Annotated in this window: 17 protein-coding genes; 7 read left to right on the top strand and 10 right to left on the bottom strand. The window is 68.0% G+C overall.

Features of this window, described 5'->3' with window-relative positions:
• Positions 1–73: 73 nt before the first annotated feature.
• Complete coding sequence (locus FHS00_RS04105; RefSeq protein ID WP_183470151.1) at positions 74–925, top strand: LOG family protein; 852 nt, start codon at positions 74–76, stop codon at positions 923–925.
• A gap of 108 nt (positions 926–1,033) precedes the next feature.
• Here the strand turns inward: FHS00_RS04105 and FHS00_RS04100 are convergent, their stop codons facing one another.
• The 6 genes from FHS00_RS04100 to serB all read right to left on the bottom strand — a co-directional run bounded on the left by FHS00_RS04100 (position 1,034) and on the right by serB (position 5,453).
• The gene (locus FHS00_RS04100; RefSeq protein WP_183470149.1) at positions 1,034–1,246 is read right to left on the bottom strand and encodes a hypervirulence associated TUDOR domain-containing protein; all 213 of its coding nucleotides are present in this window, start codon (positions 1,244–1,246) and stop codon (positions 1,034–1,036) included.
• A 56-nt stretch (positions 1,247–1,302) separates the two neighbouring features.
• Complete coding sequence (locus FHS00_RS04095) at positions 1,303–2,094, bottom strand: hypothetical protein (RefSeq protein WP_183470147.1); 792 nt, start codon at positions 2,092–2,094, stop codon at positions 1,303–1,305.
• A 39-nt stretch (positions 2,095–2,133) separates the two neighbouring features.
• Positions 2,134–3,321, bottom strand: coding sequence for a dual-specificity RNA methyltransferase RlmN (rlmN, locus tag FHS00_RS04090; protein WP_183470145.1), 1,188 nt, complete (start codon positions 3,319–3,321; stop codon positions 2,134–2,136).
• A 112-nt stretch (positions 3,322–3,433) separates the two neighbouring features.
• Positions 3,434–3,970 carry an invasion associated locus B family protein gene (locus tag FHS00_RS04085; protein ID WP_183470143.1) on the bottom strand — a complete coding sequence of 179 codons (537 nt, stop codon included), beginning with the start codon at positions 3,968–3,970 and terminating at the stop codon, positions 3,434–3,436.
• 213 nt (positions 3,971–4,183) lie between these two features.
• Positions 4,184–4,507: a YciI family protein gene (locus tag FHS00_RS04080; RefSeq protein ID WP_183470141.1), complete on the bottom strand. Its 324-nt coding sequence runs from the start codon at positions 4,505–4,507 to the stop codon at positions 4,184–4,186.
• Between the two features lie 73 nt (positions 4,508–4,580).
• Positions 4,581–5,453: a phosphoserine phosphatase SerB gene (serB, locus tag FHS00_RS04075; protein WP_183470139.1), complete on the bottom strand. Its 873-nt coding sequence runs from the start codon at positions 5,451–5,453 to the stop codon at positions 4,581–4,583.
• A gap of 159 nt (positions 5,454–5,612) precedes the next feature.
• Here serB and FHS00_RS04070 point away from each other — a divergent pair, with 159 nt between their 5' ends.
• From FHS00_RS04070 to FHS00_RS04045, 6 genes are all read left to right on the top strand, one after another.
• Positions 5,613–6,767, top strand: coding sequence for a phosphoserine transaminase (locus tag FHS00_RS04070; RefSeq protein WP_183470137.1), 1,155 nt, complete (start codon positions 5,613–5,615; stop codon positions 6,765–6,767).
• A gap of 85 nt (positions 6,768–6,852) precedes the next feature.
• Positions 6,853–8,448: a phosphoglycerate dehydrogenase gene (gene serA, locus FHS00_RS04065; protein ID WP_183470135.1), complete on the top strand. Its 1,596-nt coding sequence runs from the start codon at positions 6,853–6,855 to the stop codon at positions 8,446–8,448.
• A gap of 206 nt (positions 8,449–8,654) precedes the next feature.
• The gene (gene mnmH, locus FHS00_RS04060) at positions 8,655–9,707 is read left to right on the top strand and encodes a tRNA 2-selenouridine(34) synthase MnmH (RefSeq protein ID WP_183470134.1); all 1,053 of its coding nucleotides are present in this window, start codon (positions 8,655–8,657) and stop codon (positions 9,705–9,707) included.
• Between the two features lie 51 nt (positions 9,708–9,758).
• On the top strand, positions 9,759–10,361 hold the full coding sequence (gene pncA / locus FHS00_RS04055) for a bifunctional nicotinamidase/pyrazinamidase (protein ID WP_183470132.1): 603 nt from the start codon (positions 9,759–9,761) through the stop codon (positions 10,359–10,361).
• Positions 10,358–11,647: a nicotinate phosphoribosyltransferase gene (gene pncB, locus FHS00_RS04050; RefSeq protein ID WP_183470698.1), complete on the top strand. Its 1,290-nt coding sequence runs from the start codon at positions 10,358–10,360 to the stop codon at positions 11,645–11,647. The genes pncA and pncB overlap by 4 nt, the downstream gene beginning before the upstream one ends.
• 8 nt (positions 11,648–11,655) lie before the next feature.
• Positions 11,656–11,895: an Lrp/AsnC ligand binding domain-containing protein gene (locus FHS00_RS04045; RefSeq protein WP_085895107.1), complete on the top strand. Its 240-nt coding sequence runs from the start codon at positions 11,656–11,658 to the stop codon at positions 11,893–11,895.
• A gap of 73 nt (positions 11,896–11,968) precedes the next feature.
• Here the strand turns inward: FHS00_RS04045 and arfB are convergent, their stop codons facing one another.
• The 4 genes from arfB to FHS00_RS04025 all read right to left on the bottom strand — a co-directional run bounded on the left by arfB (position 11,969) and on the right by FHS00_RS04025 (position 15,841).
• Positions 11,969–12,379 carry an alternative ribosome rescue aminoacyl-tRNA hydrolase ArfB gene (arfB, locus tag FHS00_RS04040; RefSeq protein ID WP_183470130.1) on the bottom strand — a complete coding sequence of 137 codons (411 nt, stop codon included), beginning with the start codon at positions 12,377–12,379 and terminating at the stop codon, positions 11,969–11,971.
• Between the two features lie 333 nt (positions 12,380–12,712).
• Positions 12,713–13,561, bottom strand: a complete 849-nt coding sequence (locus tag FHS00_RS04035; protein WP_183470128.1) for an esterase-like activity of phytase family protein — start codon at positions 13,559–13,561, stop codon at positions 12,713–12,715.
• A 4-nt stretch (positions 13,562–13,565) separates the two neighbouring features.
• Entirely contained in the window at positions 13,566–14,483 is a 918-nt protein-coding gene (mepA, locus tag FHS00_RS04030) for a penicillin-insensitive murein endopeptidase (protein ID WP_183470126.1), read from the bottom strand.
• On the bottom strand, positions 14,480–15,841 hold the full coding sequence (locus FHS00_RS04025) for an MFS transporter (protein ID WP_246391039.1): 1,362 nt from the start codon (positions 15,839–15,841) through the stop codon (positions 14,480–14,482). Before FHS00_RS04025 ends, mepA begins: the two co-directional genes overlap by 4 nt.
• Between the last annotated feature and the right edge of the window lie 75 nt (positions 15,842–15,916).

Raw genomic sequence — 15,916 nt, 5'->3', positions numbered from 1 at the left:
GTGATGCGGCTCGCAGGCGGCTATAGACCGGATGCGGTAATCGGCGCAACGCGCCCTAGGGTAAGGGACCGGCATGACCAAGGACAGACGACACCTGATGCGCGACAGCCAGGAGGACCAGCGCACCGCAGGGCAGGTCCCGCAGACGCCGCAGACCACCTCTCCCTCCTACCGGCTGGCCTTCACCGACGAGGATTTCCTGCTGCGTGACGACCTGCGTCCGGTCCGCTGGCAGCTCGAACTTCTCAAGCCCGAGCTGCTGATGAACGAGGCCGGGGTGCATTCGACCGTGGTGCTGTTCGGCGGCGCGCGGATTCCCGAGCCCGCCAAGAAGCACACGGCGCGGACCCAGACGCTGGCGGAGCTGTCGGCGTTCTACGAGGAGGCGCGGCTCTTCGCGCGGCGCGTCACCGAATGGTCGCTTGAGACCGGCGGCAGCGAGAACGTCATCGTGACGGGCGGCGGCCCGGGTGTGATGGAGGCGGGCAACCGCGGCGCGGAGGAGGCGGGCGGCCGCTCGGTCGGGCTCAACATCGTGCTGCCGCACGAGCAGGCGCCCAACCCCTATGTCACGCCGGAGCTGGCGTTCAACTTCCACTACTTCGCGATCCGTAAGATGCATTTCCTGATGCGCGCCAAGGCGGTCTGCGTGTTCCCCGGCGGCTTCGGCACGCTCGACGAGCTGTTCGAGACGCTGACGCTGATCCAGACCGGGCGGATGAAGCGCGTGCCCTTCCTGCTCTTCGGCCGGGCCTTCTGGGAGAAGATCGTGAACTGGGAGGCGCTGGCCGAGGCCGGCACCATCGCCGAGGAGGACCTGCAGCTGTTCAAGTTCGTGGAAACCGCCGACGAGGCCTTCGAGGCGATGCGCAGCTGGACCCATGCGGGCGAGCGGCGCGAGCATATCCCCGGCCGGGCGGAATAACGCTCCGCCGCGAAGGAGCGTCTTCGCGGCAGGGTGAGGGCGGGGCGCGCCGCGCTCCGCCTGACCCTTCCGAGCTTGCGCGCCCGGCTGGTTTGACCCGTCGCGCCCTCAGGCCTTGGATAGCTCGGAGCCGCTCTTGAGCACCTCGTCGCCATCCTCCTGCTCGATCAGGTAGGCGGGCTCGTCCTCGCTGGCGTTGCGGGTGATCTCGGAGCCCTTGATCGTGCGGGTGATCTTGCGCGTGTAGACCTTGGTGATCTTGCCGCTACCGGTGCCGTTGGCCCAGTTCCACGTCACCTTGTCACCTGTCGAATAGCTCATGGCCGTGCCTCCGCTTCGGGGATGCACGGCCAACTGGCCAGTCGGGTGGCGGTTCCTCAGGCGGTGGCGCGGGGCTTGGCGCCGGTCTGACCCTGGCGCGCCTGGTTCGCGGCCTGGGCCAGCATCCGCAGCTCGGCCTGGTTGCGACCGATGCGCAGCGCTTCCGGCAGCTCCTCGACGGATTTGCCTTTGGCCTGCTCCGCGAGGTCGCGGGTCTGCGCCATCAGCGCGGTGGCGCGCATCTCGCGGTTGGCCTTGGTGCGCGCGGGCACCAGGAAGAGCGGCGTCAGCGTCTTCAGCTCGGGCTTTTCGGCGATCAGCGCGTCATAGCCCGCCTGGTCGTGGATCGCCGTGATCTCGTGGTGAAAGCCGATCTGTCCGGGCACTAGCAGATAGGCCTGCAGGTTGCGACTGGCGTTGCGGAGCCGCAGCACCGAGTGCTCGACATGCATCTTCACCGTAAAGGAGGCCACCGGGCGGAGCGGGTCGAACTCCTTGGGCAGGATCTTCTGCGGCATGCCCAGAAGCCGCGCCATCGCCTTGAGCACGTCGATGGTCGACTTCACGTTCAGCGCCTTGAGGAACCGCTCACCGGAGGTGCGCGAGGCGCTCTCGTTCTTCTCGGCGCCCTCGCCCTTGGGCACGAAGAAGGAGAGGCCGTTGGCCAGCGGGATCGCGCCGTTCTGGGTCACGGGGCCGGTGTTCTTGCCCTCCTGCGCGGCCGCGTCCCAGGCATAGACGTCGCGCCAGACCGCCTTGGCGATCACCGGATCGCCGAGGATCGCCTCCCGCAGGGCGGGCTCCACCGCCGTGACCTCGAACTCGATCCCGTTGAGCTTGATCTTCACCGCTCTCTCCCCCTGATGGCGCCCGGTTGGTCCGGCGCCTTATCCCTGTACTTCGGCCGCGATCTCGGCGCGGCTCTTGCGGGCGCGCTCGGTCGCGGATTTGAGCTGGCCGCAGGCGGCCATGATGTCCTCGCCGCGCGGCGTGCGGATCGGGCTCGCATAGCCCGCCTTGTAGATGATGTCGGCAAAGGCGTGGATGCGATTGTTCGACGAACGCTGGTAGGGCGAGCCGGGCCATTCGTTGAAGGGGATCAGGTTGATCTTGGCCGGGATGCCCTCGATCAGCTTGACCAGGCGGCGCGCATCCTCGTCGCTGTCGTTCACGTCCTTGAGCATCACGTATTCAAAGGTGATGCGCTCGGAGTTCGACAGCTTGGGATAAGATTTCAGCGCCTCGAGCAGCTTTTCGATGTTCCACTTCTTGTTGATCGGCACCAGCTTGTCGCGCACCTCGTCGGTGGTGGCGTGGAAGCTGACGGCGAGCATGCAGCCGATCTCTTCGGCCGTGCGCGCGATCTCGGGCACGACGCCGCTGGTCGACAGCGTGATGCGACGGCGCGACAGGGCGATGCCCTCGCCATCCATGGCGATCTTCATCGCGTCGCGCACGCCCTCGAAATTGTAGAGCGGCTCGCCCATGCCCATCAGCACGATGTTCGACAGAAGCCGCGTCTCGTCCTTGGGCGCGCCCGGCTGCGGCCATTCGCCGAGGTCGTCGCGCGCCAGCATCACCTGGCCCACGATCTCGGCCGGGGTCAGGTTGCGGACCAGCTTCTGGGTACCGGTATGGCAGAACGAGCAGGTCAGCGTGCAGCCCACTTGGCTGGAGATGCACAGCGTGCCGCGATCCTCTTCGGGGATGTAGACCGTCTCGACCTCGTGGCCGCCGGCGATCCGGACCAGATACTTGCGGGTGCCGTCGGAGGAGACCTGCTTGGAGACGATCTCGGGCAGGGAGATGACGAAGTTGCGCGCCAGCAGCTCGCGATAGGGTTTGGCGAGGTTGGTCATCGCGTCGAAATCGCGCACGCCCCAGTGGTAGATCCACTGCCAGATCTGGTTCACCCGCATCTTCGCCTGCTTTTCGGGCGTGCCGGCCGCGATCAGCGCATCGCGCATCGCCTCGCGGCGCAGGCCGACGAGGTTGGTCGGACCTTCCGGCGCCTTGCGCGGGATGGTGTGGACGTCCTGGGTGATGGGGGCGGTCGGTGTGACGGGGGCGGTCATCGGGGGTACCTCGGGGCCGGGGCTGCCCGGCTCATATGGGAAAGCGGGCCCGGTCATCAAGGAAAACCGGACCCGCTCTCATGTCATGGGGCCGCCCCGGAAGGGCGGTGGATCAGCTGGTGCAGCGCTTGGCGGCCTCGTCCACGGCCGCGGTGAAGCCCAGCAGCGAGAAGGTGTCCTTGGTCTGGGTGCCGCGGCCGGACACGCCGGTGAGCACGGCTTCGGCGCCGCGCTTCATCGCCGCGACGATGGCCGCGTCGTCCTGCGGCGTCGCGGGCCAGGCCCAGTCGCCTTCGGTGAAGAGCTGGAAGTCCTGCCCGCCGACTTCAAGCGTCACGGTCGAGCCGGACGCGAAGGGATAGCCGCCGGTGAAGGTCACTTGACCGTTCACGCCCTGCGCCGGGCGATAGAACACGAAGAGCAGCGTCTCGCCGCGGTTCACGGTGACGGGCTGGCCGTCCTTGGTGTTGAGCTGGCTCTTGGGGGCCGAGACGCCGAAGCATTCGACCGGATCGGTTTCCTGAAACACGCTCCAGTCGGTCTCTGCGGCGACGCGGTTCGACGCCTCCTGCGCGACGGCGCTCGTGGCGGCGGCGATGAGCGCACCTGCCGTCAGGGACCCGAACGCGCGGAAAAGTCGTGACATCATGTAGCAGCCTCCAGCTGTCTGGCCTCTTGGATGCCCCCGGCGCCTTTTCGACTGGAAGGGGCGGGTTCAACTCGATGGCCAGAGGCTTACCAAGATTCCCCGGCTTTGTGAAAGCCCCGCGCGCTCACGTCTTTGCGCGGATATCCGCGCAAAGCGCCCGGCGAAAACCGCCGGGCGGAACCGTGGCGTCAGCGCAACGCCACGGTGGCCGATTTACATCTGGATCGCTTCGCAGACCTCGACGCTGCCGCCATCGGCGACCATCGGGCAGTCCTTGGCCATGGCGATCGCCGCGTCGATGTCGGGCGCGGTGACGAGCGTGTAGCCATAGACGGGGTTGGCGCCGCCGTCATGGGTCACGCCGCTCTGGCTCACGGTGTGCGATTTTCCGGCGGGGGCCCCCTCGTCGACGATGTTGTCGCGGATGCCGTCCATCCAGCCCTGCCAGCGGGCCATCGCCTCGCGGCCCGCTTCCTCGCTCTCGGGCGGGCCCATCCCGTTGCCGTGGTAGATATACATGAAACGCTTGCCGGTCATGTCGTCCTCCCAGGTGACGCGGGGCGGGTCTGCCCCTGCGTCAGTGTCGGGCCACGAACCGAGTCGCGCAAGATCAAATGGCGAACATTTCCCGGCGATAGCCCTGGATGTAGAGCAGCGCCGTCAGGTCGCCGTGATTCACACGGACCTCGCATTGCTCGGCCACCACCGGCTTGGCGTGCAGCGCCACCCCGGTCCCGGCGAGGCCGAGCATGCCGAGATCATTGGCGCCGTCGCCCACCGCGATGACGTCATCCGGGGTGATTCCCAGCCGCGCGGTGATCTCGTGCAGCGCCTGCACCTTGGCCTCCCGGCCGAGAATCGGGCGGGCCACCTCGCCGGTGAGTTTGCCGCCCGCGGCCAGCAGCGTGTTGGCGCGATGCTCGTGAAAGCCCAGCGCCTCGGCCACGTTCTCGGTGAAGGCGGTGAAACCGCCCGAGACCAGCGCCGCGTAGCCGCCATTGGCCTTCATCGTGGCGATGAGCTCGCGACCACCCGGCATGTGGGTGATCCGCTCCGACAGCACGCGGGCGATCACCGCCTCGTCGAGATCCTTGAGCAGGCCCACGCGCTCGATCAGCGCGCCCTCGAAATCCAGCTCGCCGTTCATCGCGCGCCGGGTGATCTCGGCCACGCGCTCGCCCACGCCCGCCTCGGCGGCCAGCTCGTCGATGCATTCCTGCTGGATCATCGTGCTGTCCATGTCGGCGAGCAGCATCTTCTTGCGGCGTCCGTCGGTCCGCTGGATCACCAGATCGACGCGCGCCTGCTGCAGATCGGCCCAGACGTCCCATCGATTGTCCGGCCACGCCGGGAGGCCGAATTCCACCGCCTCGCCCGGCGACAGCCAGTCGAGCGCGCTGCCGCCCCAGGCACTGCGCAGGTTCTCGGCGAGAATCGGATCGAGCTGGGTACCGGGGGCGGAGAGAAGGAGCGCGGTGAGCATGGGGAAAAGTTTCCGATAGTGGCGCGGGATGGCCCGCTTGCGACGTTTGGCGGTGCCTTAACGGCAATTTCCCCGTTGTGAAAGCGCGTCGAGGGGCGTATCTGCGGCGACGGGACACCTCTCCCCAACGAGAGGCGCTTATCTGCAAGGATACCAGCAATGGTCAGCACGACTCCGGACGTTCGTCCGTCGAATCCGCGATTCTCCTCCGGCCCCTGCGCCAAACCCCCCCACTGGAGCCTCGACAAGCTCTCCGACGCGCCGCTCGGCCGCTCGCACCGCGCCGCCATCGGCAAGTCGAAGCTCGCCGCCGCGATCGAAGAAACGCGCGAGCTCCTCGGCATCCCCGCCGATTACCGCATCGGCATCGTGCCCGCCTCGGACACCGGTGCCGTCGAGATGGCGATGTGGTCGATGCTCGGCGCCCGCAAGGCCACCATGGTCGCCTGGGAAAGCTTCGGCGCGGGCTGGGTCACGGATGTCGTGAAGCAGCTGAAGATCGACGCCGAGGTGAAGACCGCCGATTACGGCCAGATCGTCGACATGGCCTCGATCGACTACGACACCGACGTCGTGTTCACCTGGAACGGCACCACCTCCGGTGTGCGCGTGGCCTCGGGCGATGCGATCCCGGCCGATCGCGCGGGCCTGACCATCTGCGACGCCACCTCGGCCGCCTTCGCGCAGGAGCTGCCGTGGGACAAGCTCGACGTCACCACCTTCTCCTGGCAGAAGGTGATGGGCGGCGAGGCCGCGCATGGCATGCTGATCCTGAGCCCCCGCGCCGTCGAGCGGCTGGAGAGCTACACCCCCGCCTGGCCGCTGCCGAAGATCTTCCGCATGACCAAGGGCGGCAAGCTGATCGAGGGCATCTTCAAGGGCGAGACGATCAACACGCCGTCGATGCTCTGCGTCGAGGATTACCTCGTCGCGCTGGCTTGGGGCCGCGAGGTCGGCGGGCTGGAGGGGCTGAAGGCCCGTGCCGACGCCAATGCCAAGGTCATCTGGGATTTCTGCGACGCACGTCCTTGGATCGCCAACCTCGCCGAGGACCCGGCCACCCGCTCGAACACCTCGGTCTGCCTGAAGTTCACCGATGAGCGCATCAAGGACGGGGCCGCCTTTGCCAAGGCCGTGGCCAAGCGGCTCGAGAAGGAGGGCGTGGCCCTCGACATCGGCGCCTATCGCGACGCCCCGGCCGGCCTGCGCATCTGGTGCGGCGCCACGGTCGAGACCGCCGATCTCGAGGCGCTGATGCCCTGGCTCGACTGGGCCTTCGAGGCCGAGATCGCGGCGCAGGCCGAAGCCGCCTGATCCCCTTCGGGGCGCGCGCGCGACGGCGCGCCCCGCTCTCCCATTTCCCCGGACGCCTCCCGTCCGACCGCCACAGGAGCATTCCATGCCCAAGGTTCTCATTTCCGACGCCCTCTCCGACGCCGCCGTGCAGATCTTCCGCGATCGCGGCATCGAGGTCGATTTCCAGCCGAAGCTCGGCAAGGACAAGGAAAAGCTCGCCGAGATCATCGGAAATTACGACGGTCTCGCGATCCGCTCGGCCACCAAGGCGACCGAGAAGCTGATCGAGAAGGCCACCAACCTCAAGGTCATCGGCCGCGCCGGCATCGGCGTCGACAACGTCGACATCCCGGCCGCGTCGAAGAAGGGCATCATCGTGATGAACACGCCCTTCGGCAACTCGATCACCACCGCCGAGCACGCGATCTCGATGCTGATGGCCGTGGCGCGCCAGATCCCCGAGGCGAACGCCTCGACCCATGCGGGCAAGTGGGAGAAGTCGCGCTTCATGGGCGTCGAGGTCACCGGCAAGACGCTGGGCGTGATCGGCGCCGGCAACATCGGCTCGATCGTGATCGACCGCGCGCATGGCCTGAAGATGAAGGTCGTGGCCTATGATCCCTTCCTGTCGGAAGAGCGCGCCACCGAGATCGGCGTCGAGAAGCTGGAGCTGGACGAGCTGCTGAAGCGCGCCGACTTCATCACGCTGCACGTGCCGCTGACCGACCAGACCCGCAACATCCTCTCCAAGGAGAACATCGCCAAGCTCAAGCCGGGCGTGCGGATCGTCAACTGCGCCCGCGGCGGCCTCGTCGACGAGGCGGCGCTGGCCGAGGCGATCACCGAGGGCCGCGTCGCCGGTGCCGCCTTCGACGTCTTCGCCGAGGAGCCGGCGACCAACTCGCCGCTGTTCAACCTGCCCAACGTCGTGGTCACCCCGCATCTGGGCGCCGCCACCACCGAGGCGCAGGAGAACGTCGCCCTGCAGGTGGCCGAGCAGATGTCCGACTACCTGCTGACCGGCGCCGTCACCAACGCCATCAACATGCCCTCGATCACGGCCGAAGAGGCGAAGATCATGGGGCCGTGGATCGGCCTGTCGGGCCACCTCGGCAACTTCATCGGTCAGATGACCGACGAGCCGGTCAAGGCAATCAACATCCTCTATGACGGCGTGGTCTCGGAGATGAACCTCGCCGCGCTGAACTCGGCGCTGGTCGCGGGCATCATGCGCAAGGTGAACCCGGACGTGAACATGGTTTCCGCCCCGGTGATCGCCAAGGAGCGCGGCATCCAGATCTCGACCACCAAGCAGGACCAGTCCGGCACCTTCGAGGGCTACGTGAAGGTCACCGTGGTCACCGACAAGCGCGAGCGTTCGGTCGCGGGCACGGTGTTCTCGGACGGCAAGCCACGCTTCATCCAGATCAAGGGCATCAACATCGACGCCGAGATCGGCCGCCACATGGTCTACACCACCAACCAGGACGTGCCGGGCATCATCGGCGTGCTGGGCACCATGATGGGCGAGAACGGTGTCAACATCGCCAACTTCACCCTGGGCCGCAACCAGCGCGCCGGCGAGGCGATCGCCATCCTCTACGCCGACGAAGCGGTCTCCGAGGAGGTGCTGCAGAAGCTGCGCGACACCGGCAAGTTCCAGCAGGTCAAGGCGCTGACCTTCGACGTCGAGGAATAATCCGCCCGCAAGGGACGGGGCAGGGGGCCGCGGCGGATGCCGCGGCCCCTTTGTCGTTCCGGACCCCGACGAACGCACCGCACATCTGCGGACCGTCGAACGAGAAGCGCGCCCCCCTCTTCACCATTCTTCAAATACGCAGATCCCGCCCCATCGGCCGGGGACGCCGCTTCCCGCCCCGGCACCGCACCTGTAGAGAGGCTCGCATGAGCACCCGCTTCGACACCATTCCCGCCTTTCTCGACCACGGCTTCGACGACGTGATCGACGTGCGCAGCCCCGCCGAATACGCCGAGGACCACGTCCCGGGCGCGATCAGCCTGCCGGTGCTGTCCAACGCCGAGCGCGCCGAGGTCGGCACGATTTACAAGCAGGTCTCGCCCTTCGATGCGCGCAAGATCGGCGCAGCGCTGGTGGCCAAGAACGCCGCCGCGCACATCTCGGGGCCGCTGGCGGACCGGGAGTATCGCTGGAAGCCGCTGGTCTATTGCTGGCGCGGCGGGCAACGGTCGAACTCCTTCGCCTCGATCCTGACCCAGATCGGCTGGCGCGCCGAGGTCGTCGAGGGCGGCTACCAGACCTGGCGCCGCCTGGTGCATGACGCGCTTTACGAGACGCCGCTGCCGCATCGCTTCGTGCTGCTCGACGGCTTTACCGGCACCGCCAAGACGGCGCTGCTGCCGCTGGTCGAGGCGCGCGGCGGGCAGGTGCTCGACCTCGAGGGGCTGGCCCATCATCGCGGCTCGCTGCTGGGCGGCGATCCCGACGAGCAGCCGGCGCAGAAGGGCTTCGAGAGCCGGCTCGCCGAAGGCCTCGCCCGGCTCGACCCCACCCGCCCGGTGCTGGTGGAGGCCGAAAGCTCCAAGATCGGCCGGATCACCCTGCCGCCCTCGCTCTGGGCGCTGATGACCCGTGCGCCGCGCATCGAGATCACCGCGCCGATCGAGGCGCGCGCCGCGTTCCTCGCCCGGCAATACGAGGATGTCAGCGCCGACCCTGCGCGGCTGTCGCATCTGCTCGACCAGCTGCGCGCGCATCGCGGTCACGAGGTGGTCGATGGCTGGCAGAAGCTGCTGGCCGAGGGCCGCATGGTCGAGCTTTCGGCCGCGCTGATGGTCGAGCATTACGACCCCGCCTATGCCCGCTCCCGCGCGGCGCATGCGCCGGTCTTCGCGGCGCGGGTCGAGGCCGAGACGCTCGACGCGGCCGGGCTCGAGCGGGCGGCCGATGCCATCGCGGCGGCCATGCGCGGCATTTGACGCAGGCAGGCGAGGGGCTTACCTCGGTGGCACAGAGCTGAGGAGAGAGCCATGCGCCCCGCCAACGAGGCATTGATCGTCATCGACATGCAGAACGACTTCTGCCCCGGCGGCGCGCTCGCGGTGCAGGGCGGCGACGAGATCGTTCCGGGCATCAACGCGCTGATGGACGAGTTTCGCGCCGTGGTGCTGACGCAGGACTGGCACCCGGCCGACCACCTCTCCTTCGCGAGCCAGCATGACGATGCGGCGCCGATGACGATGACCGAGATGCCCTATGGCCCGCAGGTGCTCTGGCCCGATCATTGCGTTCAGGGCTCGCAGGGTGCCGCCTTCCACCCTGACCTGCGCCTCGATGCCGACCTGATCATCCGCAAGGGGTTTCGCCGCGAGATCGACAGCTACTCGGCCTTCTTCGAGAACGACCGCGCCACCCCGACCGGCCTGCACGGATACCTCTCCGAGCGCGGCATCACCGCGATCACGCTGGTCGGTCTCGCCACCGATTTCTGCGTCAACTACTCCGCGCTCGACGGGGCGAAGCTCGGCTACGCGGTCACGGTGATCGAGAGCCTCTCGCGCGGGATCGACCTCGACGGCAGCCTTGGCGCGGCGCGGCAGGCGATGGGTGACGCCGGCGTGGTGCTGGGCTGATGGACATCGCGACCCGCGTCTGGAACCACAAGTGGAAGATCGACCCGATCGTCCGCTCGCTCATCGACACCGATTTCTACAAGCTGCTGATGTGCCAGTCGGTGTTTCGCAACCACCCGACCACGCAGGTCACCTTCAGCCTGATCAACCGCACCAAGTCGATCCGCCTTGCCGAGCTGATCGATGAGGGCGAGCTGCGCGAGCAGCTCGACCATATCCGCTCGCTCTCGCTCACCCGTGGCGAAAGCACCTGGCTCAGGGGCAACACCTTCTACGGCAAGCGGCAGATGTTCCGCCCCGACTTCATGGAGTGGTTCGAGGGGCTGCGCCTGCCGCCCTACCATCTCGAGAAGCGCGACGGGCAATACGAGCTGACCTTCGAGGGCGCCTGGCCCGAGGTGATGCTGTGGGAGATTCCGGCGCTCGCCGTGCTGATGGAGCTGCGCTCGCGCGCCGTGCTCAACGACATGGGCCGGTTCGAGCTGCAGGTGCTCTATGCCCGCGCCATGACCCGCACCTGGGAGAAGGTCGAGCGGCTGCGCGGCACCCAGGGCCTCAGGATCGCCGATTTCGGCACCCGCCGCCGCCATTCCTTCCTGTGGCAGGACTGGTGCGTGCAGGCGATGCTCGAAGGCATGGGGACGAGCTTTGCCGGCACCTCGAACTGCCTGATCGCCAAGAACCGCGATCTCGAGGCGATCGGCACAAACGCGCACGAGCTGCCGATGGTCTATGCCGCGCTCGCCGACAGCGACGCCGAGCTGGCCGAGGCGCCCTACAAGGTGCTGGCCGACTGGCATGACGAGCACGAGGGCAACCTGCGCATCATCCTGCCCGACACCTATGGCACCGAAGGTTTCCTCGAGCGCGCGCCCGACTGGCTCGCCGGCTGGACCGGCATCCGCATCGACAGCGGCGATCCCGCGACCGGGGCCGAGACGGCGATCCGCTGGTGGCAGGACCGCGGCGAGGACCCGCGCGAGAAGCTGGTGATCTTCTCCGACGGGCTCGACGCCGAGAAGATCCTCGAACTGCATGCCCGCTTCTCGGACCGCGTGAAGGTGAGCTTCGGCTGGGGCACGATGCTGACCAACGACTTCAAGGGGCTGGCCGGCGACGCGCTGGCGCCCTTCAGCCTCGTCTGCAAGGCGGTGGCGGCCGAGGGGCGGCCCACCGTGAAGCTCTCCGACAACCCCGAGAAGGCGATGGGCCCGGCGGACGAGATCGCCCGCTACAAGCGCGTCTTCGACGTCGGCCCGCAATCCCCCATCCCCGTCACCGTCTGAGGTCCGCCATGTCGCTCCCGCTTTTCGTCCAGATCCGCTGCAAGCCCGGCACCACCTACAAGGTGGCCGACGCCATCGCGCTCAAGGAGATCCACTCCGAGCTGTATTCGACCTCGGGTGCCTTCGACCTGCTGGTGAAGATCTACGTCCCCGAGGGCGAGGATATCGGCATGTATCTCAACGAGCACCTGATGGGCATCGAGGGGATCGAGCGGACGCTGACGACGCAGACGTTCAGGGTGTTTTGAGGGTCTGCCGAAAACCGGGAGCGCCAGCCTGAGCCCCAGCGCATCGCCCCGGCGCCCATGGGAAGATCCGAAGCTAGGGGTCGCGCCGCAGCGCCTTCACCTCGCCCCGCTGCTTCTTCGCCTCCAGCCGCCGCCTGACGCTTCCCTTGGTCGGCTTGGTCGGAATCCGGCGCTTCGGCACCTCGGTCGCCTTGGTGATCAGCTCGGCCAGCCGCTCGCGGGCGATCTCGCGGTTGCGGGGCTGGTGGCGGGTGTCCTGCACGAAGATCACCACCGCGCCGTCATTGGTCCAGCGCCGCCCCGCCAGCCGCTTCAGCCGCCGCTTGACCGGGTCGGGCAGGTTGGGCGAGCGCTCCGCCTCGAAGCGCAGCTCCACCGCGGTGCTCACCTTGTTGACGTTCTGGCCGCCGGGGCCGGACGCGCGGGTGAACTGCTCGGTCAGCTCCCAATCCTCGATGGTGATACGGTCGTCGATCCTCAGCATGCCTGTCTCCAAAGCTCTCGCCCCCGAGATAGCCTGCCCTGCGCGGACATACAAAAAGGGCCGTCCCCGGCGAATGGGGGACGACCCTTCGAAGATCAGGAGGTGGGTCGGTTAGACCGTGATCCACCTGGGGGGTGTGCGCCCGAGGGCTGCCTCAGCCGCGCGCCTCCCAAGCTGTCCCGACACATTTCTCCAATACCCTTCTCGACACTGGATCACCTCCTTTCAGTTGGTTTCGCCTGATCCAAAGCTGGCACGGGATGGGCGATCGTCAAACAGAAATTTATGTGACATTACGCGGCGGAAGGCGAAGTGTGGCCGATCGCGGACAGCTCATTCGTCGAGCGCGTACTCGACGATCTCGGTGCGTTGGAAAAAGCGGAAATTGTCATCGGAGATCATGGTGAGCCGAATTCGGCCCAGATCGTCGCGCCAGACAGAGATCCCCTCGAGGTTGTCATGCACCCCCAGACCGGTCTCGAGAAGCACCTCCTCGCTGGTGCCGTCGGGCGCGAAACGCCGCACCCGGCTGCGAAAGCCGATGCCCGCGAAATCGCGCTCGAGCAGGTAGAGCTTGCCGTCGGGGCCGAAATCCGCGCCGGTGACGAGATAGGCGCCGCGTCGTGGCAGGCTGAACGGCAAGCTCCATTCGCCGTCCTTCCAGCGATAGACCGGAAAGGGCCGGTCGAGCCGACCGGAGCGTTCGGGGATGGTGTAGAGCGCGCCCGCCTCGTCGATCGCCAGCGCCTCGAGCGCGCTGTTGAACTGCATGTCGCGGAAGGCCTGCGGCCGGGGCAGCAGCTCGGGCCCGTCCGGGCCGGTCTCCGAGCGCACCCGCGCCCGCGCCTCGAAGGAGATCCAGCGCCGCCCGTCCGGGCCGATCGCCAGCCCCTCGCTGTCGGCGAGGCTGCCGGTCATGATCCCCTCGCTTCCCGAGCGCAGCGGGTCGTCATGCAGGATCTCGATGCCGGTGATCCGGCCTTCGGCGTCGCGTTCGAAACGGCCGTCGAAGATCCGCGCCCGGTCGCTCAGCGCGACGAAGCCGGTGCCGTCGGTCTCGATCGCCGAGAAGCCGCCGGAATGGTGTTCGGTGGTCGGCCAGACATGGCTGCCGATGTAGTCGGCGCGCTGCTGGTCGGAGGCCCCGCCGGTGAGCAGGGCCGCGAGTACGAGTGCTTTCATCGGATCAGTCGCTCGCCAGCACGGCCGCGCATTGGGCGGGCAGGTCGGCCATGGTGATCTCGCGCTTGGGCTCGGGCTCGGGGGCGTCGGGATCGGCTGGCGGCGCGGGCTTGGGGTTCAGGATGTTGGCCTGCCACTCACGCGCCTCGGCGCAGCCGTCGCCCGGCGGCGGCGGATCCTGCGGCTCGCAGGACGGGTCACCGGGCAGGCAGTTCAGCCGGACATGGAAATGGGTGTTGTGGCCGTACCAGGGCCGGACCTTGGAGAGCCAGGCGCGGTCGCCGGTCTCGGCGTCGCACATCGCCACCTTGGCGCCCGGGAAGATGAAGATCCGCGCGGTGCGCGGGTCGGAGGCCGCGGCCTTGACCAGCGCCATGTGCTGCGGCGTCCAGTTGGCGTTGGTATAGGCGCCACCGCGGGCCTGCATGTCGGTCGAGGAGATCGCCTCGCGCTCGGCCACCGACAGGTTCAGACGGTCGGTCCGGCGCAGCCAGATGTCGGCGTCGATGCCGGTCTGGTGGCTGGCATGGCCGGTCAGCATCGGGCCGCCGCGCGGCTGGCTCATATCGCCGACATAGATGCCGTTCCATCCCGGCAGGGCGGCCGCCTTGCGCGACAGATCCTGGATGAAGTCGATGGTTTCGGGCTGGGCCCAGTTCCGGTTACGCGACAACCGCATCGCCTGCCAGGTCGGCCCGGTCTCGGGCAGCTGCGCGGCACCGGCCTGGCACCCCTTGGAGTAGAAGCCGATCGATTCGGAGCGCTGCGACGAGGCCGTCGAGACATGACCGAAAAGTTGCTTGGCGACGCGCGTGTCGCTGGTGTTGTGGGTCGATACGACCGCGCGCGGGGCGGGGGCCTCGCGCTCGCAAGCCGCGAGGAGGCCGATCCCCATCAGGGCGGCGAAGAGGGGGCGGATCATTCTGCTCGGTCTCCGTTCTTGTTGACCCACCCTAGCAGAAACAGCCCCAGAGCAAACAGCACGATCACCGGCACGAGCCCGGCGCGCACCGATCCGCTCATCCATGTGGCGAGCGTGATTGCCATTGGTGCGAGAAAGGCCGTGGCCCGGCCCGACAGCGCGAACAGGCCGAAGGCCTCGGTCGCCCGCGCCGGGTCGGCATGGCGCACCATTAGGCTGCGGGAGGCCGAGTAGAGCGCCCCGCCGGCGCCGCCGATCAGCGCCCCGCAGAGGTAGAACAGCAGGTCGGGCAGGGTCGAGCCGGCGGGCAGGGCCATGCCGAACAGGCTGTCGCGGGTCATCGAGACGACCAGCAGGCAGACCGCGATCAGGATCCAGATCGCGGCGCGGATCACCGGCTTGGGGCCGAGCCGCGCATCCGCCAGCCCCCCGGCAAAGGTGAGGATCGCCGCAGAGACCGCGCCGATGATGCCGAACACGCCAATCTGTATCACCGACCAGCGCAGCACCAGTGTCGCGTAGAGCCCGCCAAAGGCATAAACCGCCGCCAACGCGTCGCGGTAGAGCATCGACGCGCCGAGAAACGCTGCCAGGCTGGGCCTGTGGATCACGTCGCGCAGCGTCTCGCGCAGCCGTGCCGCCACCGCGCGCGGGCCGACCGGATCGCGCGTCTTGGGACCTGCGTCGCGCACCCAGGCGAAGAAGGGGATGATGAACACCGCGTACCACAGCGCGATCACCGGCCCGACGGCACGGGTGCCCTCGCGCGCCTCCGCGTCGAGACCGAAGGCGGGCGGCTTGCCGAGGAGCGTCACCCCCGCCTCGTTCTCGGCAAGAAACAGCAGCATCAGGATCAGCGACACCACCCCGCCCCAATAGCCCAGCGCCGCGCCCGAGCCCGAGATCCGGCCGATCATCGGACCGGTGGCCAGCGAGGGCAGCAGCGCGTTGTTGACGTTGGTGGCCGATTCGGCGGCGACGAAGCCCGCGAAGAACAGCACCAGCGCCGGGATCAGCATCGACCCGTCCGGGGTCAGCACCCACAGCCCCGCCGCGCAAAGCACGGTGATCACCGAAAAGCCGGCGATCCACGGCATCCGCCGTCCCGAGGCATCGGCCAGCGCGCCCAGCACCGGTGCGGTAAAGGCGATGACCAGCCCGGCGACGGTCTGGCCCATGCCCCACAGGGATTGCGCCGCCGCGTCGGCCTCGGACGCGCCCATCCCCTCGCGGGCAAAGCGCGCGGTGGCGATGGCGGCGAAATAGGGGCCGAAGATGAAGGTCAGGCCCAGCGTGGCATAGGGCTGCTGGGCGAGGTCGAAGATCATCCAGCCCCAGATCCGCTTCTTCGTCGCCATGCCGGTCCCCTCGCGCCTGTCGCGGCGGATCTGACAGGGCGGCGGGGGGCGGGGCAAGCGCGGCAGGCCATCGGC

Source organism: Limimaricola variabilis (assembly GCF_014195545.1).
GTDB lineage: Bacteria > Pseudomonadota > Alphaproteobacteria > Rhodobacterales > Rhodobacteraceae > Limimaricola > Limimaricola variabilis.
The sequence above is the reverse complement of the archived record's forward strand: the minus strand, read 5'-3'. Positions and strand labels throughout refer to the sequence as shown.

Bases quoted from the DNA above. Each gene is read 5' to 3' on its own strand.
- FHS00_RS04105 (WP_183470151.1), top strand. From the start codon at position 74: ATGACCAAGGACAGACGACACCTGATGCGCGACAGCCAGGAGGACCAG.
- FHS00_RS04100 (WP_183470149.1), bottom strand. From the start codon at position 1,246: ATGAGCTATTCGACAGGTGACAAGGTGACGTGGAACTGGGCCAACGGC.
- rlmN (WP_183470145.1), bottom strand. From the start codon at position 3,321: ATGACCGCCCCCGTCACACCGACCGCCCCCATCACCCAGGACGTCCAC.
- FHS00_RS04085 (WP_183470143.1), bottom strand. From the start codon at position 3,970: ATGATGTCACGACTTTTCCGCGCGTTCGGGTCCCTGACGGCAGGTGCG.
- FHS00_RS04080 (WP_183470141.1), bottom strand. From the start codon at position 4,507: ATGACCGGCAAGCGTTTCATGTATATCTACCACGGCAACGGGATGGGC.
- serB (WP_183470139.1), bottom strand. From the start codon at position 5,453: ATGCTCACCGCGCTCCTTCTCTCCGCCCCCGGTACCCAGCTCGATCCG.
- FHS00_RS04070 (WP_183470137.1), top strand. From the start codon at position 5,613: ATGGTCAGCACGACTCCGGACGTTCGTCCGTCGAATCCGCGATTCTCC.
- serA (WP_183470135.1), top strand. From the start codon at position 6,853: ATGCCCAAGGTTCTCATTTCCGACGCCCTCTCCGACGCCGCCGTGCAG.
- mnmH (WP_183470134.1), top strand. From the start codon at position 8,655: ATGAGCACCCGCTTCGACACCATTCCCGCCTTTCTCGACCACGGCTTC.
- pncA (WP_183470132.1), top strand. From the start codon at position 9,759: ATGCGCCCCGCCAACGAGGCATTGATCGTCATCGACATGCAGAACGAC.
- FHS00_RS04045 (WP_085895107.1), top strand. From the start codon at position 11,656: ATGTCGCTCCCGCTTTTCGTCCAGATCCGCTGCAAGCCCGGCACCACC.
- arfB (WP_183470130.1), bottom strand. From the start codon at position 12,379: ATGCTGAGGATCGACGACCGTATCACCATCGAGGATTGGGAGCTGACC.
- FHS00_RS04035 (WP_183470128.1), bottom strand. From the start codon at position 13,561: ATGAAAGCACTCGTACTCGCGGCCCTGCTCACCGGCGGGGCCTCCGAC.
- mepA (WP_183470126.1), bottom strand. From the start codon at position 14,483: ATGATCCGCCCCCTCTTCGCCGCCCTGATGGGGATCGGCCTCCTCGCG.
- FHS00_RS04025 (WP_246391039.1), bottom strand. From the start codon at position 15,841: ATGGCGACGAAGAAGCGGATCTGGGGCTGGATGATCTTCGACCTCGCC.